19 protein-coding genes and 1 other RNA gene are annotated in these 23018 nt (G+C 46.0%); 5 read left to right on the top strand and 15 right to left on the bottom strand.

Annotated elements, in window-relative coordinates:
* Nucleotide 1: 1 nt before the first annotated feature.
* Genes hisC through gyrA form a run of 4 tightly spaced genes read right to left on the bottom strand, consistent with a single transcriptional unit; the run spans nt 2 to nt 6066 of the window.
* Nucleotides 2-1132, bottom strand: coding sequence for a histidinol-phosphate transaminase (gene hisC, locus ICN43_RS04700; RefSeq protein WP_216197444.1), 1131 nt, complete (start codon nt 1130-1132; stop codon nt 2-4).
* Entirely contained in the window at nt 1129-2223 is a 1095-nt protein-coding gene (pheA, locus tag ICN43_RS04695) for a prephenate dehydratase (protein WP_216197443.1), read from the bottom strand. Before pheA ends, hisC begins: the two co-directional genes overlap by 4 nt.
* Complete coding sequence (serC, locus tag ICN43_RS04690) at nt 2223-3320, bottom strand: 3-phosphoserine/phosphohydroxythreonine transaminase (protein WP_216197442.1); 1098 nt, start codon at nt 3318-3320, stop codon at nt 2223-2225. The genes pheA and serC overlap by 1 nt, the downstream gene beginning before the upstream one ends.
* A 31-nt stretch (nt 3321-3351) precedes the next feature.
* A complete protein-coding gene (gyrA, locus tag ICN43_RS04685; protein ID WP_216197441.1) occupies nt 3352-6066 on the bottom strand; it encodes a DNA gyrase subunit A in 2715 nt (904 codons plus the stop codon).
* Nucleotides 6067-6226: 160 nt separating this feature from the next.
* Here gyrA and ompA point away from each other — a divergent pair, with 160 nt between their 5' ends.
* From ompA to ICN43_RS04660, 5 genes are all read left to right on the top strand, one after another.
* Complete coding sequence (ompA, locus tag ICN43_RS04680) at nt 6227-6829, top strand: outer membrane protein OmpA (protein ID WP_216197440.1); 603 nt, start codon at nt 6227-6229, stop codon at nt 6827-6829.
* Between the two features lie 100 nt (nt 6830-6929).
* Entirely contained in the window at nt 6930-7619 is a 690-nt protein-coding gene (ubiG, locus tag ICN43_RS04675) for a bifunctional 2-polyprenyl-6-hydroxyphenol methylase/3-demethylubiquinol 3-O-methyltransferase UbiG (RefSeq protein WP_216197439.1), read from the top strand.
* Nucleotides 7616-8293 carry an HAD family hydrolase gene (locus ICN43_RS04670; protein ID WP_216197438.1) on the top strand — a complete coding sequence of 226 codons (678 nt, stop codon included), beginning with the start codon at nt 7616-7618 and terminating at the stop codon, nt 8291-8293. The genes ubiG and ICN43_RS04670 overlap by 4 nt, the downstream gene beginning before the upstream one ends.
* A 68-nt stretch (nt 8294-8361) precedes the next feature.
* Nucleotides 8362-8720: a transfer-messenger RNA gene (gene ssrA / locus ICN43_RS04665) on the top strand.
* A gap of 157 nt (nt 8721-8877) precedes the next feature.
* Nucleotides 8878-11208, top strand: coding sequence for an amidase family protein (locus ICN43_RS04660; protein WP_216197437.1), 2331 nt, complete (start codon nt 8878-8880; stop codon nt 11206-11208).
* Between the two features lie 10 nt (nt 11209-11218).
* On the opposite strand, the gene ICN43_RS04655 is transcribed toward ICN43_RS04660, so the two are convergent.
* From ICN43_RS04655 to ICN43_RS04605, 11 genes are all read right to left on the bottom strand, one after another.
* Nucleotides 11219-12373, bottom strand: coding sequence for a mandelate racemase/muconate lactonizing enzyme family protein (locus ICN43_RS04655; protein ID WP_216197436.1), 1155 nt, complete (start codon nt 12371-12373; stop codon nt 11219-11221).
* Nucleotides 12374-12427: 54 nt separating this feature from the next.
* The gene (locus ICN43_RS04650) at nt 12428-13918 is read right to left on the bottom strand and encodes a tripartite tricarboxylate transporter permease (RefSeq protein ID WP_216197435.1); all 1491 of its coding nucleotides are present in this window, start codon (nt 13916-13918) and stop codon (nt 12428-12430) included.
* Between the two features lie 30 nt (nt 13919-13948).
* Nucleotides 13949-14419, bottom strand: coding sequence for a tripartite tricarboxylate transporter TctB family protein (locus ICN43_RS04645; protein WP_216197434.1), 471 nt, complete (start codon nt 14417-14419; stop codon nt 13949-13951).
* 33 nt (nt 14420-14452) lie between these two features.
* Nucleotides 14453-15427 carry a tripartite tricarboxylate transporter substrate binding protein gene (locus tag ICN43_RS04640; protein WP_216197433.1) on the bottom strand — a complete coding sequence of 325 codons (975 nt, stop codon included), beginning with the start codon at nt 15425-15427 and terminating at the stop codon, nt 14453-14455.
* A 48-nt stretch (nt 15428-15475) separates the two neighbouring features.
* Complete coding sequence (locus ICN43_RS04635) at nt 15476-16624, bottom strand: mandelate racemase/muconate lactonizing enzyme family protein (RefSeq protein WP_216197432.1); 1149 nt, start codon at nt 16622-16624, stop codon at nt 15476-15478.
* A gap of 73 nt (nt 16625-16697) precedes the next feature.
* On the bottom strand, nt 16698-17480 hold the full coding sequence (locus tag ICN43_RS04630) for an enoyl-CoA hydratase (protein WP_216197431.1): 783 nt from the start codon (nt 17478-17480) through the stop codon (nt 16698-16700).
* Nucleotides 17481-17591: 111 nt separating this feature from the next.
* Entirely contained in the window at nt 17592-18782 is a 1191-nt protein-coding gene (locus ICN43_RS04625) for a CaiB/BaiF CoA-transferase family protein (protein ID WP_216197430.1), read from the bottom strand.
* Nucleotides 18783-19050: 268 nt separating this feature from the next.
* A complete protein-coding gene (locus tag ICN43_RS04620; RefSeq protein WP_216197429.1) occupies nt 19051-20046 on the bottom strand; it encodes a tripartite tricarboxylate transporter substrate binding protein in 996 nt (331 codons plus the stop codon).
* Nucleotides 20047-20182: 136 nt separating this feature from the next.
* The gene (locus ICN43_RS04615; protein WP_216197428.1) at nt 20183-21154 is read right to left on the bottom strand and encodes a tripartite tricarboxylate transporter substrate binding protein; all 972 of its coding nucleotides are present in this window, start codon (nt 21152-21154) and stop codon (nt 20183-20185) included.
* A gap of 1 nt (nt 21155) precedes the next feature.
* Nucleotides 21156-22070 carry an alpha/beta fold hydrolase gene (locus tag ICN43_RS04610; RefSeq protein WP_216197427.1) on the bottom strand — a complete coding sequence of 305 codons (915 nt, stop codon included), beginning with the start codon at nt 22068-22070 and terminating at the stop codon, nt 21156-21158.
* A 34-nt stretch (nt 22071-22104) separates the two neighbouring features.
* Nucleotides 22105-23001: a fumarylacetoacetate hydrolase family protein gene (locus tag ICN43_RS04605; protein ID WP_216197426.1), complete on the bottom strand. Its 897-nt coding sequence runs from the start codon at nt 22999-23001 to the stop codon at nt 22105-22107.
* Nucleotides 23002-23018 lie beyond the last annotated feature (17 nt).

Below are 23018 nucleotides of genomic sequence, written 5' to 3'. Positions count from 1 at the left end.
ATTACTGCTGCGCCAAAATATCTTTAAGCGCACTGATAAAAGCAGCATTCTCTTCAGGTAGACCAATTGAAATACGCAACCATTGTGGCAAGCCATAATTTCCAACAGGGCGAACAATAATGCCTCGCTTGAGTAGGGCTAAATTAATTCGAGCCCCAGCGCCATCATCATCACCCACCTTCACCAGCACAAAGTTTCCAGCTGAAGGCAAATAAGTCAGCCCAAGCGAATCAAAGGCTTGAGTTAATTGAGCATAGCCAGCAAGATTTACTTCAAAACCCTGTTGTAAGAACGCAGAGTCCTGAAAAGCTGCAACAGCCGCAGCCTGAGCAAGGCTGTTGACATTAAATGGTTGACGAATGCGATTCAGCAAATCGGTTAAGGCGGGCTGAGCCACGCCATAACCAATCCGTAAGCCCGCTAAGCCGTAGGCCTTTGAAAAACTGCGAGACAAAATCATATTCGGGAAACGCTTTACCCAAGCAATTGCGTCATAGCGTTGCTCTGGAGTGAGATACTCGTTATAAGCCTCATCCAATACCACCACTACATGGGTAGGCACAGCCATCAAGAAATCTTCAATCTCTTTAGCGCTTAGGTAACTCCCAGTAGGGTTATTAGGATTAGCTACAAATACGAGCTTAGCTAGATCACCTCCAGCCTTCACAGCTTGCAACATCGCAGGTAAGTCGTGACCATATACGTCAGTAGCAGTCACTTCAATTGCTTTAGCGCCAACTGCTTGAGTAGCTAGTGGATAAACAGCAAACGCATGTTTAGAAAAAATGATTTCATCGCCAGCTTGTGCTACAGCACGAGCAGCCAACTCCAAAATATCATTACTACCGTTGCCTAAAGTAATCCAGTCAGATGGAACATCTAAGCGTGCTGACAATACATTCTTTAATTCAAAACCATTGGAGTCTGGGTAACGACCTAAGTCTGTTGCCGCCTTTAACATCGCATCTTGCGCTGACTTTGGCATACCTAATGGATTTTCATTGGAAGCGAGTTTCACAATCTTGCTCTCATCCAACCCATATTCACGAGCAACCTCACTGATAGGTCGCCCACCAACATATGGCGCTATGGCATGAATATGCTTTAAACCGATATTAGATTGAGATGTCATATTGAATGGGGATATGAGCCGAGATTTTTATAAAAGGCAGCAGTCGTTTTTAATTCAGCTAAAGCTTTAGCCACCTCCGTATCTTCAGAATGACCAGCAACGTCGATATAGAAGTGATACTCCCAAGTTCCCTTACGGGCTGGACGAGACTCAAAGCGATTCATAGAAACGCCATGCCTAGCCAAGGGTTCCAATAAGCGATGTACAGCCCCTGGTTGGTTATCAACAGATAGCACCAAAGATGTTTGATCTTTACCAGTTGGTTGGCACTCGTAAGTACCGACCACCACAAAGCGCGTACGGTTATGGGGATCATCCTGAATCTGTGCAGCAACTGCCTGAAGGCCATAAGCCTCTTGCGCAGGGTCGCCCGCAATAGCAACTAAGCTTGGATCAAGGGATGCCATCCGAGCAGCCTCAGCATTACTACTGACTGCCTGACGCTTTAAATGCGGTGCATTCATACTCAACCATTGCTGGCATTGAGCTAATGCTTGGGCGTGAGCGCAAACCGTAGTCACACCATCTAAGTTGCCGCTCTTGCTTAGCAGGTGATGGCGAATTGGCAGAACTACTTCGCCACTAATGCGCATTGGAGAATCCAAGAGCAAATCTAAGGTTCTTGAAATGGCACCCTCACTAGAGTTTTCTACAGGGACAACGCCAAACTGTGCCGCGCCCTTCTCTACTGCATTAAATACTTCGTCAAGACTATTACAAGGTAAGCCAGCAATCGAGTGACCAAAATAGGTTTGGGCTGCTTGCTCTGAAAATGTTCCTGCCGGCCCAAGATAAGCTATCGTCTGACGAGCTTCTAAAGCGCGGCAAGCGGACATCACCTCACGCCAAATTGCCGCGATACCGTCAGGCAGTAGCGGGCCTTTGCTGAGATCTTGCAGACGCGCAACGACTTGACGCTCACGCTCTGGCCTAAATACCGGCGATGAAAAACCACCTTTGATATGGCCAACTTCTTGAGCTGCTTTTGCGCGCTGGCTCAGTAAATCTAAGATCTGTGCATCAAGCGCGTCAATCTTCTCGCGTATTGGCGCTAGGCGCTCTTCTTCAGTACTCTGGTCTTTGGAGCTCATTAGGCACGCCTTTCAAAGTCACGCATAAATTCCACCAAGGCCTTGACACCTTCGAGTGGCATTGCGTTGTAAATACTGGCGCGCATACCGCCAGCCGCCTTATGACCACGCAAGGCGACTAAGCCAGCTGCATTGGATTGCTCAAGAAACTGGGCGTTTAAATTCTCATCCTTCAAGAAAAAGGTGACATTCATTCTGGAACGATATTCTTTGGTGACGCGATTCTCATACAAGCTGCTTTGATCCAAGAAGTTATAGAGCAAATCGGATTTTTCTTGATTACACCTCTCAATAGCCTTAACACCACCCTGCTTTAGCAACCACTTAAAGCCAAGACCAGCCATATAAATGGAAAATGTTGGGGGCGTATTAATCATCGATTGATTGGCAGCTTGCTTAGCCCAATCCCAAATTGACGGGGTGATCTTCATGCTGTGACCCATCAGATCCTTTCGTACGATCACAATCGTTACACCAGACGGGGCAATATTTTTTTGTGCGCCACCAAACCAAACGCCGCACTTACTTACATCAATCTCTTTAGAAAGAATATTGCTAGAGATATCGGCAACCAAGGGAATATTTCCAACATCCGGAACATCTGGAAACTCTACGCCACCAATCGTTTCATTGGCGCAGTAATGTACATAAGCGGCATCACCTGATAGTTGCCAAGTTGATCTTGCTGGAATCGTATTAAATTTTTCTGCTGCGGAGGATGCTGCTAGATGCACAACACCATATTTATCAGCTTCCTTAAAGGACTTTTCTGACCAAATACCCGTAACCAAGAAATCTGCTTTAGGTCCGTTCTTAGCAAGGCCCATTAAATTCATTGGAATAGCCGCATTCTGACCAAGGCCGCCGCCTTGCAGCAAAAGAATCTCGTAAGACTCAGGGATATTCATCAAGGTGCGCAAATCGTGCAACACCTCTTCGTAAACCGCCATAAACTCTTTACTGCGGTGACTAATTTCCATCACACTAGTGCCGAGCCCCTGCCAATTCAACATCTCTGCAGCAGCCTGCTTGAGTACCTCCTCAGGAACTGCGGCAGGACCCGCAGCGAAATTGAAAATGCGGCGGTCAAACGTCATGATGGATTAATTAACCTTGTAAAAATGCCAATTAGGCATCGCCAGCTTCATCAGAATTGGAATCAAGTGCTGGATCAGCAGAAACATCTCCCGCTTCACCATCATCGAACTCGCCTTCATCATCTGAATCGCCTTCAGCGATCCGCTGTAAGCCAGATAAACGAGTGCCTTCGTCAACATTGATCAAAGTAACACCTTGCGTTGCGCGCCCCATCTCGCGAATCTCAGAAACACGAGTGCGCACCAAGATACCGCCAGTAGTAATCAACATGATTTGATCTTCAGGAGATACTAGTGCTGCAGCAACAACTTTACCGTTACGCTCAGTCGTCTGAATTGCAATCATGCCTTTCGTACCACGACCATGGCGAGTGTATTCACCAATTGGAGTGCGCTTACCAAAACCATTTTCTGTAGCAGTTAACACACTATTTGGAATAGTCTGACCATTTGCGTCAACAATAACCGCTTGAGCACCTTCAGCAGCCTCCGCTGGAGCAACTAACATCGCGATGACTTGATGACCTTCACCTAAGTTCATACCACGCACACCGCGTGCTGTACGACCCATTGGACGAACGTCATTTTCATCAAAACGCACTGCTTTACCAGCATCAGAAAACAACATCACATCATGCTGACCATCAGTGATCGCTGCGCCAACTAAGAAGTCATTCTCATTCAAATCAACAGCGATAATTCCGGCTTTGCGTGGATTAGAGAAATCAGACAAACGCGTCTTCTTGACGGTGCCCAAGCTGGTTGCCATAAAGACATAATGATCATCCTGATAGCCCTTAATGGGAAGAATCACAGTGATCTTTTCGCCTTCAATCAGCGGGAACATATTAACAATTGGCTTGCCGCGTGAGTTACGACTTCCTTGCGGAACCTCCCACACCTTAAGCCAGTACATACGACCACGATCAGAGAAACACAGAATGATGTCATGCGTATTGGCAACGAAGAGTGTTTCGATCCAATCCTCATTCTTTGTTGCTGTAGCCTGTTTGCCGCGACCACCACGTTTCTGCGCACGGTATTCACTCAGAGGCTGACTCTTCATGTAACCAGTATTAGAAAGCGTGACCACCATATCTTGCGGAGTGATCAAATCTTCCGTGAATAACTCGGTCGCATTCATCTCAATGAATGAACGACGGCCAGAGTCACCACCAGCAATACCAAACTCTGCTTGAACTTCTTTTAATTCAGATTCAATGACCTGAGTGACCCGCTCTGGCTTAGCAAGTAAGTCAAGCAAATCAGAAATCTCCGCCATCACATCTTTGTACTCATTCACAATCTTATCTTGCTCAAGACCAGTCAAGCGTTGCAAACGCATCTGCAAAATTTCTTGCGCTTGGCTATCAGATAGGCGATAGAGCCCAGTTGTTTGCATGCCGTATTCAGGCAACAAACCTTCAGGGCGATAAGCGTTTCGACCACCCGGGGTATCCGTCTCAGCACGCGCTAACATCTCGCGCACCATCGAAGAGTCCCATGCCTTGCTCATTAATTCTTGCTTAGCAACGACTGGGTTTGCTGCTGCTTTAATGATGGCAATAAAATCATCGATATTTGCCAAAGCAACCGCTAAACCTTCTAAGACATGACCTCGTTCACGCGCCTTGCGTAATTCAAAAATCGTTCGACGCGTAACTACCTCACGACGATGCTGCAAGAAGTACTCAAGCATTTGCTTCAGGTTCAACAGGCGCGGCTGGTTATCTACCAGAGCCACCATATTCATACCGAAGTTATCTTGAAGTTGTGTGCTCTTGTACAAATTGTTTAGAACAACTTCAGGCACTTCACCACGCTTCAATTCAATGACTACGCGCATACCTGACTTGTCAGATTCATCACGCAGATCAGAGATGCCCTCTACTTTTTTCTCATTGACTAGCTCAGCAATCCGCTCAAGCAAGTTCTTTTTATTGACTTGATATGGCAATTCATCAACGATGATGGCTTGACGGGCGCCCTTATCAAGGTCCTCGAAGTGGGTCTTGGCACGCATCACCACACGGCCACGGCCAGTGCGATAGCCCTCACGGACCCCTTGAACGCCATAGATAATGCCGGCCGTTGGGAAATCTGGCGCAGGAATGATCTCAATGAGCTCGTCAATGGTGCATTCTGGGTTGTGGAGCACATGTAAGCAGGCTGTAACCACTTCATCCAGGTTGTGCGGAGGGATGTTGGTTGCCATACCCACAGCAATGCCTGAACTGCCATTGATCAGCAAATTAGGCACTTTTGCAGGAAGAATTAAGGGTTCTTTCTCGCTACCGTCGTAATTTGGCCCGAAATCCACTGTTTCCTTGTCCAAATCAGCCAAAAGCTCATGGGCGATCTTGCGAAGGCGGATCTCGGTGTAACGCATTGCGGCAGCATTATCACCGTCTACGGAACCAAAGTTACCCTGCCCGTCAACCAGCATATAGCGCAGTGAGAAGTCCTGGGCCATGCGAACAATGGTGTCATACACCGCAGAATCGCCATGTGGATGGTATTTACCAATCACATCGCCAACTATACGGGCAGATTTTTTGTAAGCACGGTTCCAATCGTTGTTTAATTCATACATCGCAAATAAGACCCGACGATGAACCGGTTTAAGACCGTCACGCACGTCTGGCAGGGCTCTGCCAACGATGACGCTCATTGCGTAGTCCAAATAGGACCGCCGCATTTCGTCTTCTAGGGATATTGGTAGTGTTTCTTTAGCGGCTTGTTCCATTTAGAAATAATATCATTTTGATGACTGATAGCCCCTATGCTAAGATTCTGTCAGTTTGTACGAAATTGAGATGTGTCGCTTTGCGGTTTTTTGCTTCAAAGTAGGGCGAATTACATTTAAGTTTGACTTTAATTAAAAAAGAGATTTTTGAGGACTAAAAATGAACAAAACCCTAAAACTGGTACTTGCTGGCGTAATTACTGTTGCTGCAACTGCAACTTCCGCTCAAAACGTTGACAATTGGGTCAACTCAAATGGTTTAGCCTGGAAAAATGGCGACGGCACATTGTGCTGGCGTGATAGCAACTGGACTCCTGCAACTGCCGCTAAGGATTGTGACGGCTGGTTAGCCCCTAAACCTGCAGCTGCTGCTAAAAAACCTGCTGCTCCTGCTGCTGGTGTAAGCCAAAGCAAGATCACTTTGCAAGCTGACACACTCTATGACTTCGACAAAGCAACATTGAAGCCAGAAGGTAAAGCTACTCTAGACAAAATCGCTAGAGACTTAGGCAAGATCAAATTAGAAGTCATTATTGCTGTTGGTAATACTGATAGCGTTGGTAGTGATGCTTACAACATGGCTCTCGGTCAGCGTCGTGCTCAGTCCGTTAAAGCTTACTTGGTAAGCAAAGGTGTTGACGGTAGCCGTGTTTATACAGAGTCAAAAGGCAAGAGCAATCCAGTTGCAAGCAATGCAACTGCTGAAGGCCGCGCTAAAAACCGTCGTACAGACATCGAAGTTGTCGGTACAACTGCTAAGTAATTCTCTTTACTTGTAAAAAAGCCCGGTTCTGCCGGGCTTTTTTATTTCCGCTATATTCGTAGTTCATTTATCTCAACGTGCCTTTTGTGCACTTATTACCATGAACGTCGATCAATCTGAAATCGCTAAATTTAGCGCCCTAGCCCATCGCTGGTGGGATCCCCACAGCGAATTCAAGCCTTTGCATGCCATCAACCCTTTACGCCTTAATTGGATCAAGTCGTTTGTTGATCTCCAAGGCAAGAAAGTGGTGGATATAGGGTGTGGCGGCGGCATTTTGGCGGAGTCCATTGCCCAGTCTGGTGCTGATACCTGTGGCATCGATTTATCTGAAAAAGCCCTAAAAGTCGCTGAATTACACGCCCTCGAAGTGGGGGTCAAGCTCAAATACCGCTCCATATCGGCTGAAGCGCTAGCCGAAGAAGAGCCTGGTCAATACGATGTTGTAACCTGCATGGAGATGTTAGAGCATGTCCCAGACCCCTCTTCTGTAGTCCTGGCCTGTGCAAAACTCTGTAAACCAGGCGGTACACTCTTTTTCAGTACTTTGAATCGTAATCCCAAGTCCTACTTATTTGCCATTATTGGCGCTGAATATATCTTGCGACTACTTCCTAAAGGTACGCACGAATATGCAAAATTCATCAAACCATCTGAATTAGTGGCATATACACGCCAAGCCGGCCTAGAAATGCTTGGTATGAAGGGGATGAGCTACAACCCCATCACTCAGGTCTATAGCCTTGGTGATGATGTCGATGTGAATTACATGATTGCCGTACGTAAATGACTAACCGGTTAGTAAGCCCCTATAAGGGCGTCTTTTTTGATCTAGATGGCACCCTTGCTGATACAGCTCCAGACCTTGTAGCGGCCGCTAATCAACTACTGATCGCTAGAAATCTCTTGCCGAAGCATTACGAAATCTTGCGACCTCGCGCCTCTGCCGGAGCTCGTGGACTGATTGCTGGTGCATTTGGAATCAATACCGATCACCCAGACTTTATTCCTCTACGAGATGAATTCTTCGAAAACTATGAAAAAGCCTTACTAGTTGACAGCGTACTTTTTGAGGGCATCGATCACGTCCTGAATCAATTGGATGCTGCAAAGCTTCCCTGGGGCATTGTGACCAATAAAAGTGAACGCTTCACTAAACCTCTTACTGATTTAATGGGATTGCGCCAACGAGCAGTCTCCACAGTCTCAGGTGATACCACTCCTCACGCTAAACCACATCCAGAGCCCATCTTGCATGCCGCCAGACTTGCCAATATTGATCCAAGCAGTTCGGTATACGTTGGCGATGACCTTAGGGACATCGTTGCAGGTAAAGCAGCCGGCATGAAGACGATTGCGGCAGCTTATGGTTACTGTGGGTGTGAAGAGCCTCCTGAAGCCTGGGGGGCAGACTATCTAGTGCGTCACCCAAAAGAATTATTAGAAATCATCTTCCCGCAGTAGGGTATAAAAAGATAACAAGCAATTTAGGGGTAAGAGCCTTAAAATAGAACTTCCAATGCATGAACTCCGGGGTCGACATGGTTTCGACGTGGATTACAAAGCATCAAGGGCATACCGAGGACCCGTTATCTCGTAAATCAATGGGAATGTAATAACTGCAAACGACGAACGTTTCGCACTAGCCGCTTAATTGCGGTTGCCCCTGAACTGATTCTCTCTTGGGTCAGCTAGCGCAAGCTAGATCAGGGTCATTTACAAGAGATAAGATCATTTCATGTCACGGGGAATGGTTCGAAAACCTAGTGAATCGCCAGCGTGGAACATGTCAGTCTGTGACTAGCTAGCTAAATTAAATGATATGACTAAGTATGTAGAACTTGTTGTAGAGGATTTGCGGACGCGGGTTCGATTCCCGCCGACTCCACCATTTTGTAGTACGTAACAGTCTAACGCCACCCACCAGGGTGGCGTTTCGCTTTGTGGGTAAAGAGTTAATTACCGCCATTGATCAGAAGGAATCTTGAAGCTATCATGCTTTACAGACAAAGGCCGTACTGGCAGTAACAACAGATTGGAGTAAGACGATGTCCACGCAGTATGCTGATACAAATAAATCCTTTCGCGTCGAAGAGGCAACCATCGATGATCTACATAATGCGATACGCGAAGGCCGCACTACCTGCGTCGATGTAGTCAAACAATATATTGCTCGCTCGCGTGCCTACAATGGTCCCTCGAGTCTGCTCGTTACTCGGGATGGTGCGCCGGTTGCGCAAGCCAACGGTGCTGTGCGCGCACAGGCACCACTTGGCTTTCCAACTGAAACGGTGAAGGCTGCAACATTGCTGCCCGACCTCGACCAATACCAAGGCCCACCGCTTGAATTTGGCCGCATGGAAGCAACCGCTTCTGATCCATCCGTACAACAGCAATACGGCATGATTGTTGGTAAACCCAATGCAGGACAACTCAACAGCCTCTCCACACTCAATATTCGTGGAGAGCGTTCAGTAGTTTGCCGTGGCGATTATGATCGCCATCCCGATGATGGACCGCTGCCGGCAGATGCACCCACAGTCTGCGAAATTTTCCGTCGCCAGCCAGATGCGCTCGAACAGGCCGCTGCACTCGATAAGCAATATGGCAATAATCCCGATCTAGAGAAAATGCCACTCTATGGTGTGGTGTTTTCATTTAAGGATGCGTTCGACACCAAAGACATGCGCTCAACTGGCGGGGGCGATGCGCGCTACGACATCGATTTCCCTGCGCGTGATCACATCCTCGTCGATCAATTACGTAAAAAAGGTGCCATCATCTTTGCTAAAGCACTGATGACTGAATACAACGGCCGTGCCGGCGATCCGGGCGGACAAAACTATCCAGATAAAGTGCTACCCTCAGTACTCGGTTACCAGCGCTCAAGCTGGGCAGGCAATCCATCAAATGTCTACGACACAACGCGCGCCGCCTCGCTGGGCTCAAGCTCTGGCTCAGGTGTCTCGGTCAGTGCCAATCTAGTCATGGCAAGCCTAGGTGAAGAGACACGCGCCTCTACACGTGGCCCAGCAAATCACAATGCAGTGGCACTGATCCTGCCGCACAAGGCAATGCTCGGTTTTGATGGTGGCGCTATCGGTGCCGATATTTACTGCGACCGTACTGGTATTTTGTGCCGCACCATTACCGACTGCGCCAAAATACTGGATGCACTGAAAGACCCAGAGGGCGGTTATTACGATCCGCGTGATCCATACACAACTGTACCGCGCTCATCAGTACTGACTAGCGGTTATGCAGTACATACTCAATCGCTCGGTACAAAAAATAGCCTTCGCGGTATGCGTATCGGTATCGTACGCGAATCCATGCTAGCCGCTGGTAGTAAAGCGGCTGGTCCGATCACCACCGCCGCGGCAAAAGAAATCAAAAGCATGCTCAGCGACCACCTCGGTGCAACCCTGGTTGAATCATCTGATCCGCTGTGGCAAGCTGACCCTGATATTGAAGCGATGAAAATCGACTTTCGTAAAGCGCTAGCGCGGCTAGTTCCAGTGTTCATGCCCGACCTACTCTTTCGCCTCAAGGATGACGGCACACCTGTGTTCCCAGACTTCGCCGCTGCCATTGTGCCGACTGAGTTTGCACCGGGTAAAGTATTCGGTAGTGGCACGCTACAACCGATTGACTATCTAGTTGAGTTAGCTGATCTTCGCATCACACCGCCATCGAATCTGAATATTTCAACCGTACAAAATCAGATCCTCTCCAATTCCTTCCGATACCACATCCGGCAATATCTATCGCGCCGTGCCGATGACTGGCAGGCACGTGGCTTTACTGAAACCCTAGTTGATTGGCCGGCGCTCAACGCGCGCTCAAAATATTGGGGCGATGACCAGCGCTCTGCTTACAAAAACTGGGAAGAAATTAATGACCCGCGCAATCCACTGGGCGGCCGACAGGGTGTCGATGAACGCATCATGCTGCGAGAACTACTTCGCCGGGTCGACATGATGGTAATTCTCGAAAACAAACTCGATGCTCTCGTGCGTCTACATACACCGCTACCGCCAGGAAAAATCGGTGGGCCAGACGAACCTGGCCCAATTGCTGGTCTGCGCAATGAATCACAATATGGCCCAAATGCGGGCTTGACCGAGGTGCTGGTTCCAGCTGGTTACGTCACGGTTGCCTACGATGCCAAGTTTGCCTTGAGTGCCGATCGCAAAAAATATATTGCCGTTGCAAATGATCAAGCAACACAACTCGCGGCGCCTGGTCTGCCATTCTCACTGGTTTTCCGTGCCGAGCCAGGCAAGGAAGATATTGTTCTAAAAATTGCATCAGCATATGAAACAGCATCGAAACGCCGAGTACCACCGCCAGCGTTTGGACCACTACCGATAGATTGATCACACCATCTCACTGAGCAATAGATGGCGTATTTTTATCAATAGTCACTGTTTCTACTGCAATACGATCTAACATGTCCTCATCCAAGGTCACCCCAAGGCCAGGCTCCTCACCAAGATGAATATGGCCATCAACCACCTTGGGGTAGACGCCTTTGACGATATTAATCAACGGTGAATCGTCTTCCCAGTATTCGGCAACCGTTCTCTCGGGGGCAGCTGCAGCAAGATGAAGAGCGGCCATGCCATTCACCACTGAGGAAGCGCCTACATGAGCCGAGAATAAAATTCCATGGGGTAAAGCTGCATGTTGCATATAACGCACCCCTGTTGGACCACCAACGCGCCCTGCATTGGGCTGAAAAAAATCAATCAAACCCTCAGATAGCGCTGGCTGCACACCAAATGGTGTAAATTCAGACTGACCCGCCGCGAGCGCCATTGGAGTTGCTTCTCGAATACGGCGATAACCACGAAGGTTATCAGGAGCAACTGGCTCTTCAAAAAATAATAGATTAAATTCTGCTGCACTAACAGCAAAACGGACAGCTGCTGTGGTTTCGAAGCTTGAATTAGCATCTACACAAAGATCAATATCGTCACCAAAGTGTTTTCTTAGGCCTCTAAGTACAGCAAGATCATAAGACAACCCCCTTCCAGCCACCATGACTTTTATAGTTCTGTGGCCAGAATCAACAAACTCTTTACCTTTATCGATCGCTTCTTCGACCGTTTTAAATACACGAACCGCTGAGGCATAGACGGGAACCTTAGGTTTCCCAACCCCTTTTAATGCGCGCCATAATGGTTGCTTTTCCATGCAGGCATTCATATCCCACAATGCCATATCAATACCGCTCATCGCTTTTAAATAAAAGCCGCGAGTATGCCCACGTGGCCGGCCTCGCATAAACATATTCCACCAAATTCCCTCAATATCACGAGGATCAGCGCCGATAACATGCTTTGCTAAATGGTCTCGAATAATTGCAAGGCCTGCACGAGGAGCGGTTCTCAGATTAGTCTCCCCTATGCCGATCTGCCCATCATCACTTGTGATGCGAACAATCACCGTATTAATTCTGCTCCAGGTTTGCCCAGAAATTTGCCAGGCACTACTCAACTCTTCCGAGAGCGCCCAGCATTTGATTTCGGATATTTTCATAATTTAACTCACCTTAAATTTAAGTAATAAAGCATCTTTACAAGACGAGAGTCCTTATTGAGCTTTTCGATATGTTTTATAAACCTGAACGATGATCATTACAGCAGTAATGAGCAGCAATACCAAAGAGATCGGACGATCAAAAAATGCCATAAAACTGCCATCCGAAGAAATTAATGTGCGGCGAATGCCACGTTCCAGCATCGGCCCCAGAACCATTCCTAAAATCAAAGGAACCATAGGGTAATCCAACTTCATAAATAGATAACCAACCAAGCCAAAAAATAATGCGACACCAATATCAAAGGGCGATAAATTAATTGAATAGACGCCATAAATAATGATGGCAAAAATAATTGGGTACAAAATTCGCATTTTGACGAGCATCATGCTTGCTAGAGCAGGAACTGCCAAGATGGTGATGAAGACCAGCATTAAGTTGCCAATATAAAAACTACCAAAAACAGTCCAAACAAAATCTGGATTGTTAATAAATAGCATGGGTCCTGGCTGTAAGCCAATCATTAAAAGACCGCCTAACATGACTGCGGTAGTTGCAGAGCCCGGAATTCCTAAGGTGAACAAGGGGATCATAGATGAGTATGAAGCGCTATTGTTAGCCGCCTCCGGAGAAGCAACACCATCAATCGCACCTTTTCCGAACTCATCCGAATTCTTAGAAAACTTCTTTGCAGCAGCGTAAGACATGATGGTTGCGGTAGTTGCACCTACACCCGGCAAGATTCCAACAAAACATCCAATGAGGCTACCCGACAACTGAGACCATTTAGTTGCCATGAAATCACTGAATCGCGGCATGAGGGATTTCAATGAAGGGCGCATATCCGGCGACTCTAGATCAGAGTTCTTATTGAGCATCGTGTTGAAGATTTCACTAAACCCAAATAAGCCAATGGCAACCACGGCAAAATTCAAACCGTCAATCAAGTCATAAATACCAAAGTTAATTCGAGACGGGCCTGCAATCGGATCCAATCCCACCATGCCAAGAATGAGGCCAATACATAGGGTTGCAAAGCCCTTAACAATATTGCGTCCACCGAGAACGGCGACAAATGAAAGTGATAAAAGCATGAGAGAGGCCATTTCGGCGGTGCCAAAATGAAGTGCCGCTTGTGAAATGTAAGGCGCTAAAAATGTCAGAAAAAGAAGGCCAATCAAACCTCCAGTAAATGAAGCGAATACGGTAATACCCAAAGCACGCCCTGCCTCACCCCTCTTAGCCATAGCATGGCCATCAATCACAGTCATGATGGATGGCGCATCACCTGGAATACCTAACAATATTGAAGTCACGGCACCCCCATACATTGCGCCGTAATAAACCCCAGCCAAGGCTGCAATCGCTGCAGTCCCCCCAAGACTTACCGCAAAGGGGAGCAGGATCGCAACACCCGCTGATGGACCCAATCCAGGCAGAACACCAATCACCAAACCTACCAAAACACCTATCAAAGTTGCAGTTAAAACTTTAAAGGTAAGCGCCGCCTGTATCCCGCCAAGTAGAAGTTCAAATGAGTCCATTACTAACTCCAATATTTAACTAAGGCGGGATTAAAATCCAAAAATACCTATCAGCGGCTGTATCCGAAGAACCTTGATAAATAATGCGTGCAAAACCAAGGTGCTCACCACTGCAATGACAGTGATCTGAATAACAAAACGCTTATCAATAGCACCCCATGCGATCATCAGTCCAGTGAACAGAATTGAAAAAATCGTACTTAGCATGATTCCAAAAAAACTCATGAGACTAATGATTAATCCGTTACCAAGCAAAATGACTAGCGTTCGCTTAGTCACTAATAAGCTAAATTCTTCTTTAATGCTTAGATAATCAATGCGGCTACGAAGCAGATTAATAGCGCTGAAAAAAATTAATGCAAAGCCAACGATGATCGGGAAGAGACCCGATCCAGGCTGACCATCGGCTGCTGTAAAACCATAAGAAAAGCCCTCTACAACAACATAAATACCTAGAATGAATGTAAGAAGGGCAAAGCCAAAATCAATTTTTTTCAGCATGAATCACTCACTTTAAAAATCATCGCAAAGCAATTACTTGATCATTCCAAGCTCTTTCATAACCGACTCGTAGCGAGCATTGGTTGCATCAAGAACGCCTGCAAATTCTTTGGCTGGAATAAAGGCTGGCTCCTCATTAAAGCGCTCAATATACTGCTTACGCCAGTTTTCGCTTTCAGCCACTTTCCTTAGCACGCCTTCCCAATAGGCCACTGAGCTTTGTGAAACTCCTTGAGGCATAACGACCCCACGAACCTGCACATAGTCAATATCAAATCCCTGCTCTTTAAAGGTAGGCACAGTTGAAAACTTGGGCAAACGTTTAGATGTGCTCACTGCAATGGGTCGAACCGTTCCAGCCTGAATCATCCCCAGGACCTCGCCTGGATTGAATAGTGCAAAATCAATTCGACCGCCCAGCAACTCAGTCATGATCTCGCCCTCACCATCAAAAGGCACCACTCGGATATTGGTATTTAAGGATTTCTTAATAATATTTGAGAGGATGGCTGCATCAGATGCCGCGCCAGTGGCGCCAGTAGTCAGGCTCGGCGCATTCTTAAAATCACTGACTGTCTTGTATTTAGACTTTGAGCTCACAACCATAATATATGGCGAAGTGGCGATACCAGCGATTGGCGTAAAGCTCTTATAGTTATAAGAGGTACCGCCGCGTAATGGTGTAGTAAAAAAACTGACGCTGACGGTAGCCAATGTGTAATCGTCACCCTTACGAGATGCGACCATTCCATAACCTTTAGCAGATTGTGATCCAGGTTGATTTTCAACCAATATTTTGACTGGTAGTAAATTCAGTTCTGCAATCACATTACCCAGTGTGCGCGCCATGACATCACTTCCACCACCTGGCCCAAATGGAACAATCATAGTGAAGTTTTGATTTGGATAAGTCTGTGCTTTTGTAGAAACAGAAAACAAAGAAGATAAAACTACCGTATAAAAAAGCACAGATTTAATGACGCATTGATACATATTATTTTTCAACATGGACTGCTCCTATTCTGAAAATATTTGTACAGCTACTTTGCCAAAAAATTATCTTAAAAGGTAACCGTGCGCATCGCGCCCCTCAAACTGGCTATCTTTAGCCTCGGTAATACGAGCATCTTTCAAGGCATCATAGTTTGGAGTGAAACCCAACCCAGGCTCTTTAGGTAGATGGACTTTCCCATCCTTAGGATCAGGAGTGCCATTGAAGAATTGTTTGCCTGCAAGCCACATACCGTAATGGAACTCAACCGGGCCACCATTCATCAGGCCGCATAGTAAATGCATATTAAAGATAGGCCAACCGCCGCCATTAGCCATTGGCATATTAAATGCTTGCGCCATATGAGCAACCTTAAGTGACTCAGTAAATCCGCCGTTATAGCAAACGTTCGGCTGAATGACATCCACAGATTGGTTAACGATTAATTCTCGATAGCGCCAACGATTTCCTTCCATTTGACCAGCAGCAACAGGAATACCTGTAATCCTGCGTAAATCAGCTAAAGCACGCGCATCATTCTGATACAGCGGCTCCTCAAACCACACGACACCGCAATCTTGAATGTGGTCAGCCAATAAACGCGCATCATGCGGATTAAACCAGCAATTTGCATCAATCATTAAATCAATATTAGGTCCAATAGCTTCGCGAGCAGCATGAACTCGCCTAACATCATCGCGCCATGTTCGGGATGGTTCGCCACCAACAACCATCTTGAGCATACGGTGACCATCGGCTACAAACTTTTTCCCCCACTCTGCAAGTTGCGCCTCATCAAAAAATGGGTACCCAAAAGTAGCATAGGTATTTTGCCAATCCTGATAACCGCCAAGCAGTTCAGCGACGGTTCTTCCCTCAGACTTTCCACGAATATCCCAAAGCGCAATATCAATCGCAGATAAGGCATTCGATATCACACCGGTATAAGCTCGAATATTCATTTTCTTCCAAACTGCTGAATGAATTGCCTCCGTATTTCGAATATCCATTCCCTTCAACACCGGAAGAAAATGATTTTCAATTGCCGCTATAGTCGCCCATGGCAAGAACTGCCCTGTTACACCAAATCCAGTCAAACCGGACTCAGTCTCAACTTCAACAAATACGAACATACGACTTTCAACGGACTCATTAATACCAGGTAGCTTAATTTCCGTTCTGTGAAGCGTTGCCTTGATATTTGCAATTTTCATTCTGTCTCCTTTATTGCTGATTTTGATCAGCTTATTTATAAAATTGAATTACCTACTAACACTTAACTCTAGATTAGTTTCCCTTAAATGCTGGAGTTCTTTTTTCGATAAATGCTTTTCTACCCTCTTTGTAATCATTGCTTGCAAAACAATCTTTCACCATTTGGGTTGCCTGCGCAAAATCACGCTCATCCGGAGTAGCTAAGCATTGCTTGATAGCAAACTTAGTGGCTGCCATTGTCATGGGTGCATTTTCAGAAAGCATCTTGACATAAGAATCTGTCGCTTCAGCCAATTGATCATTGGGATGTACTTGTGAAACATAGCCCATATGTAAGGCATCGGCAGCATCAAAGCGCCTTGCAGAATAGAAAATATCTGCCGTATTTGCAGAACCAATGATATTAATAAAACGGTTAATGCCATCTGGCGCATATCCAAGCCCTAGACGAGCTGCCGGCATTCTAAATTGAGCGTCTTCAGAGCAGATGCGAATATCACATGCAGCAGCAAAACCAAGACCGCCACCGAAACAATATCCCTGAATACTGGCAATAACCGGCTTAGTGCACTTCCCTGGGGCTGCATAGGCCAAAGAAACTGCATGGTTGTAGAGCTCTTGAGCATCGGCAGTACTTCTCAACTTTTCGAACTGGCTAATATCTGCCCCTGAAATGAAAGCTTTTTCTCCGTCACCACGGATGACGATGACACGTACTTCGGGATCAGCATCAAAATCTTCCAATGCTTTTGGAATGCCGCTCCACATATCCATGGTCATTGCATTCATTTTCTCAATATTCGAAATTAGAATATTTCCAACGGGGCCATTCTTTGTAACAATTAACTGTGCCATCTGATTCTCTTATTAGAAAGTAAAAAATTAACTAAAACTATGGAGCTAAGCAATACATCATTTCATCTTTGCGGGCGATCAATAGATCTCTCTGGGAGATACATTTACATACTAGTAAATCCCTTTGGCCTTTAGACTGACTAACTCTTCAGAATTGATCCCAATTTCCTTCAAGATCTCTTCGCTATGCTCTCCCCGCTTTGGAGCAGCACGTGCAATAGTGCCTGGAGTACGCTCCAATTGAACGGGCTGACCAACTAAGCGTTGAGGTCCGTGATGGGCGGATACAACCTCTTTGACCATGCCGAGATGTTGGATCTGCGGTTCTTCAAATACGCCTTTGACATCATTAATCAAGCCGCAAGCTACACCACCGTCATTAAAGCACTTTACCCAGTAAGCACAATCCTGAGAAGCTAGGCGACGATTGATTTCAGCATTTAGCGTATCTCGATGAATCGAGCGTGCCATCTTGTCCTTATATCGGTCATCTGTCACCCACTCTGGTGCGCCCAAGATGTTGCAAAAACGCTCCCAAATCTTGGAACCAAAGACGGCTATATTCATATAACCATCCCGAGCCCGGTATACCCCAGTTGGAATACTGGTAGGGTGGTAGTTCCCAGCCTGAGTAGGAATTTCCCCCTCGATTAACCAACGAGAATTTTGAAAGTCCATCATATACACCATGGACTCCAATAAAGATGTATGGAGCCATTGCCCCTTGCCAGATGCTTCACGCTCCAGAAGGGCTACCAATATGCCTTGAGCGGCAAAGATTCCCGAGCATAAATCAGCAATTGGAATACCAACCCGCATCGGACCATCCCCTAGATTGCCAGTGACCGACATCAGGCCGCCCATTCCTTGGGCAATTTGATCAAATCCGGGACGCTGAGCCATTGGACCAGTTTGACCAAAACCAGAAATACTTGCGTAAACCAATTTTGGATAATCTTTACTCAGCGTTTCGTAATCAATTCCTAGTCTGAATTTCACATCAGGTCGGAAATTTTCCACTACAACATCAGCATTAGCGATCAGGCGCTTAAGGATACTAATACCCTCAGGAAGTTTGAGATTAAGCGTAATTGAACGCTTATTACGATGGGTATGCTGATAATCAGATCCGTCTTGACCACCCAAGGTATCGTCACCGCGCATATGCTCTGGCATCTGCACCTGAATGACATCAGCACCCCAATCTGCCAATTGACGGCATGCTGTAGGGCCTGCACGTACCTGAGTTAAATCAATGATTCGAAAACGAGATAGGGCGGAAGATGCGGGAATATGTGGCATAAATTATTTATTTTTCAATTAGAAGCTACGAATAAGTGTTATCTAGATCAATATAAGTGTCAACACTTTTTTAAAATCTCAGGCGCATAAAAGCCTTTTCATGCACTCACATCACGCTAGCCATGCTGCAGGTTGATTGGCAAGGGCTGTAATGCCCCATGGAGGGGATTTTTACTTTTGCACTAAGTTGATTTAATGAATAAAAAAACGCCACCTGGTTCAGGTGGCGTTTTGCTGGATAACTCCATTCACATGCCGTGCAAAGCCATCACTCTACTTTGCCAATCTTCTTCACTACATTGACCATCTGGGCAGATTCTTTATCCCAGTACACCTTAAATTCGGGAGCATCTAGATACAAAATAGGGCTACCGGCACCATTGATAACGGTCTTCACACGCTCATCATTGGCTGCTTGCTTAGCTGCTTCACGCAACTTATTCGTAATGGCGTCTGGCGTGGCGCTTGGTACAAATAACCCAGCCCATTGCGCAAACTCAATTTTGACACCTAACTCTTTAAAGCTAGGAACATCAGGCATGCTTGCCAAGCGACCGTCACCCCAGTGAGCTAATGCACGAACCTTGCCAGCCTTAATTTGCTGAACGATAGATGATGGGCCTGTAGCAATTGCATCAACTTGACCCCCAAGCAAACCAATAATTGCTGGTCCAGCCCCGGTATATGGAATATGAACCATGTAAAACTTCTCTGACGACTTTAGCATTTCCATTGGAACGTGCATCGTTCCATAGTTGCCAGATGACCCAAAATTATATTTACCTGGATTAGCTTTCATGTCTGCAATAAATGACTTGTAATCCTTCCATGGGCTATCGGCCCTAACCACCAGAACTGTTGGGTCTGCAGTAAATCGAGCAATTGGCTTTAATTGATTTAACTGGAACGATGGCTCTTTACCAACCACCTTATCTGCTTCTGGAATAATCGAAATAGAGGATAGAGCCATCAGAATGGTGTAGCCGTCAGGCTTAGATTTGGCGACTGCAGCCATACCAACTGCACCACCGGCACCCGGCTTGTTTTCAACAACAACTGGTTGACCTAAAATTCTAGTCAGCGCCTCAGCTACCGGTCTACCCACTGTATCTGCAACACCACCCGGAGGAAATGGCACCACCATCGTTACCGGCTTAGTAGGCCAGGGATCAGAAGATTGCGCATAACTTAGACTGGTCATAGCACTTAAAAATACACATGCCACATAAGATAGCAAAGTAGTAAATTTCAATTGTTGTCTCATATCGGTGATATCCATTACTGAATGATTGTTAATAATTTTCATACTACTACATGGGTCATCAAGGGGTGCGAATCTAAATAAAAAAACCTTCAACATTTCTGTTGAAGGTTTAATAGTCGCTTCTGAATGTATAGCATTACTGCACAGTGATATTGGCATCCTTAATCACCTTACCCCAGCGCTCATATTCTTTGCCCATGTAGGCTGTCATTGCTTCAGGAGTAGCATATGCACTCTCAACACCAGCATCAAAAAGTGCTTTTTTCGTATCAGGACTAGCCAAAACCTTGACAATTTCCCTGTTGAGTTTAGTAACGATATCTGATGGGGTGTTAGCAGGCGCCAGCAAAGCTAACCAAACTGAAGCCTCATACCCTGGCACGCCAGCCTCTGCCAATGTAGGAACATCTGGCAGCTGTGGGATACGCTTAGAAGTAGTTACTGCTAAAGCACGCAACTTACCCTGCTGAATATGAGGAAGGACATTAGGTACTGCAGCAAAAGTACTCTCGACAATACCTGCCAGAAGATCATTGGTGGCACCAGAACTGCCTTTGTAAGGAACGTGCTGGATCTTGGTATCAGTCATGGTGGCAAAGAGGCCGCCCATCAAGTGCTGGTTGCCACCGTTACCAGATGATGCGTAGCGAATGGAATCTGGATTAGCCTTAGCCAAGGCAATAAACTCTTTCACATTCTTGGCAGGTACCTTTGGGTTAACAGTCAGCACATATGCTGAATCCACTAGCTTACTCACTACTGTGAAGTCTTTTAACGCATCGTATGGCACTTTTTTGTATACCCAGGGTCCTAGAACGTGGGCAGTTGACACCATTACCAGGGTGTAACCGTCAGCCGGAGCTTTAGCAACAAAATCTGTACCAATGGTTGATCCTGCGCCTGGTTTATTTTCAATAACAAATTGCTGACCCATAGCGACAGATAATTTTTGCCCCAAGATACGAGCAACTACGTCGGTAAATCCACCAGGTCCAAAGGGAACAATTAACTTCACCGGACGATCAGGATAGTTAGATTGAGCCGCTACTGGAGCAGCAAACCCAATAATTGCTAGGGCACTCATTAGATATTTAGAAATTTTTCTCATCTTAACCTCTATAAGCCGGAGCAGGCATTGTGAAATAACTATAAAGAATTTGGTACACCATCATGTAGTTTTTTTGCTGGAAACTAGCATGAGAGATACCCGCCATGACGCTGAATTGCTTATCTGAATTTGGCAGCAACTTATAAAAATCAATCAAGTCATCCATGCCCGCAATGCCGTCGTATTCACCTCGCAAAATAATAGTTGGCACTGGAATTTTTACAGGGTCTACCAAGGGCAGCCTTGAACACATATCTACATAAGTTCCAGTTGGCATTGAGTCATCCAGAGTCAGAATAGCGTCAGCAAAGGCTTCGATGGTAGGCTCATCTGCAGTACCAGGATGATCGCGATCAAAAATGCTGTGTACAAAAGCACGATCAATTGGACGGCGATTCTTAGCAATGAACTCAGGTAATTTCTTCTTACGTTGCTCCAGAGTATGGCTACCCTCACCTGTCCACACAAATGCATCTAAAGCTAATTTAGCAACACGCTCAGGCTTGCGCTCTGTGAATAAAGCGGCTTTCAAAGCGCCAGAGGAAATTCCATACATCAATAGAGATTTAGAAGTAGTGTGATCTAGGATATATTCACTACCAGCAACCAAATCATCAGCGCCATTGCTAATATCAAAATTGATGTCACGATTTTTATCCGAGCGTCCGTAACCTTCGTTATCCATCGTCCAAGTTTCAAAACCTTGCTCAGCAAACCAATCCATAGCGGATGAGAATGGGCGGCCAGGCACGCTTAAATCAAAGGTTGGCTGTGAAGCCATGGATGATCCATGAACGAAGAAAATAGTTCCTAAAAATGGCTTATTCGGATTCGCCTTTTTTTGCCATAGGAATAAATTAATATCCCCACGCTTAATCCAATGCTCGGTACCACCAGTCCAAGTTACAGCAGCCATCAACTTCTCCTAAATTATTGTTGCAATACTTAAATTATTCGCCCAAAACCATTGTGTTCTCAAGGACACCAACCCCATCCACCTCAAGTCGCACCACATCGCCAGCCTTGAGATACTTCGGCGGCTTGAAGCCTAAGCCAACTCCGGCAGGAGTGCCAGTCGCAATGATGTCTCCCGGATATAGCGTAATACCCGCTGAGATTGTTTCAATTAATTTGGGGATATTGAAAATCAGATCTTTAGAGTTAGAGCTTTGTCTTAACTCGCCATTCACAAAACACTTCACTGGAATATCTTCAGGATTTAACTCATCCGCAGTAACAACCCATGGACCCATTGGGCAGAATGTGTCAAAACTCTTTCCTAAGAACCACTGCTTATGTCTTTGTTGCCAATCACGAGCGGTGACATCATTGATAATAGTATAGGCCCAGACATGCCTCATTGCATCAGCCTGAGAGATGCCTTTGCCGCCCTTGCCGATAATAATGGTGAGTTCAACTTCGTAATCAATATCTACTGAAACTTTTTGTGGAATAACAATTTTTTCATTAGTCCCAATAACTGTTTCTGGTGGCTTGGTGAAGATGATTGGATCTTTGGGGATTTCATCGCCAGGCTTTGAAGTGCTGCTGTCATAACCGCTAGTACCAAATTCTTTAGCGTGATCAAAATAATTCTTTCCAACGCAGAAAATATTTCTTCTGGGCCTAGGAATAGGCGCTACCAGCTGGATAGCTGACATAGGATGCGTAGCGGAGGCCTGACTTGGTAACTTCCCTGCAAGCTCTAGGCGCAAAATTTCTACAACCCCACTCTCGGAAAGATCCACACCAAGTTCATATTCATTTATGCTCTTGCCATCGGCAGAAATCGACCCAACGCGGGTTTTGCTGGGCTCACCGATTAATTTAAAAGCAGCATATTTCATAGAAACTCTCTCCAATT

The sequence above is a fragment of the Polynucleobacter sp. UK-Mo-2m-Kol15 genome (assembly GCF_018881505.1).
Lineage (GTDB): Bacteria > Pseudomonadota > Gammaproteobacteria > Burkholderiales > Burkholderiaceae > Polynucleobacter.
The sequence above is the reverse complement of the archived record's forward strand: the minus strand, read 5'-3'. Positions and strand labels throughout refer to the sequence as shown.

Excerpts from the sequence above, each read along its gene's own strand:
- serC (WP_216197442.1), bottom strand. The coding sequence starts at position 3,320 with ATGACGTTTGACCGCCGCATTTTCAATTTCGCTGCGGGTCCTGCCGCA.
- hisC (WP_216197444.1), bottom strand. The coding sequence starts at position 1,132 with ATGACATCTCAATCTAATATCGGTTTAAAGCATATTCATGCCATAGCG.
- gyrA (WP_216197441.1), bottom strand. The coding sequence starts at position 6,066 with ATGGAACAAGCCGCTAAAGAAACACTACCAATATCCCTAGAAGACGAA.
- ompA (WP_216197440.1), top strand. The coding sequence starts at position 6,227 with ATGAACAAAACCCTAAAACTGGTACTTGCTGGCGTAATTACTGTTGCT.
- ICN43_RS04610 (WP_216197427.1), bottom strand. The coding sequence starts at position 22,070 with ATGGCTGCTGTAACTTGGACTGGTGGTACCGAGCATTGGATTAAGCGT.
- ICN43_RS04660 (WP_216197437.1), top strand. The coding sequence starts at position 8,878 with ATGTCCACGCAGTATGCTGATACAAATAAATCCTTTCGCGTCGAAGAG.
- ICN43_RS04630 (WP_216197431.1), bottom strand. The coding sequence starts at position 17,480 with ATGGCACAGTTAATTGTTACAAAGAATGGCCCCGTTGGAAATATTCTA.
- ICN43_RS04645 (WP_216197434.1), bottom strand. The coding sequence starts at position 14,419 with ATGCTGAAAAAAATTGATTTTGGCTTTGCCCTTCTTACATTCATTCTA.
- ICN43_RS04615 (WP_216197428.1), bottom strand. The coding sequence starts at position 21,154 with ATGAGAAAAATTTCTAAATATCTAATGAGTGCCCTAGCAATTATTGGG.
- ubiG (WP_216197439.1), top strand. The coding sequence starts at position 6,930 with ATGAACGTCGATCAATCTGAAATCGCTAAATTTAGCGCCCTAGCCCAT.
- ICN43_RS04670 (WP_216197438.1), top strand. The coding sequence starts at position 7,616 with ATGACTAACCGGTTAGTAAGCCCCTATAAGGGCGTCTTTTTTGATCTA.
- ICN43_RS04605 (WP_216197426.1), bottom strand. The coding sequence starts at position 23,001 with ATGAAATATGCTGCTTTTAAATTAATCGGTGAGCCCAGCAAAACCCGC.
- ICN43_RS04620 (WP_216197429.1), bottom strand. The coding sequence starts at position 20,046 with ATGAGACAACAATTGAAATTTACTACTTTGCTATCTTATGTGGCATGT.
- pheA (WP_216197443.1), bottom strand. The coding sequence starts at position 2,223 with ATGAGCTCCAAAGACCAGAGTACTGAAGAAGAGCGCCTAGCGCCAATA.
- ICN43_RS04625 (WP_216197430.1), bottom strand. The coding sequence starts at position 18,782 with ATGCCACATATTCCCGCATCTTCCGCCCTATCTCGTTTTCGAATCATT.
- ICN43_RS04635 (WP_216197432.1), bottom strand. The coding sequence starts at position 16,624 with ATGAAAATTGCAAATATCAAGGCAACGCTTCACAGAACGGAAATTAAG.
- ICN43_RS04640 (WP_216197433.1), bottom strand. The coding sequence starts at position 15,427 with ATGTTGAAAAATAATATGTATCAATGCGTCATTAAATCTGTGCTTTTT.
- ICN43_RS04655 (WP_216197436.1), bottom strand. The coding sequence starts at position 12,373 with ATGAAAATATCCGAAATCAAATGCTGGGCGCTCTCGGAAGAGTTGAGT.
- ICN43_RS04650 (WP_216197435.1), bottom strand. The coding sequence starts at position 13,918 with ATGGACTCATTTGAACTTCTACTTGGCGGGATACAGGCGGCGCTTACC.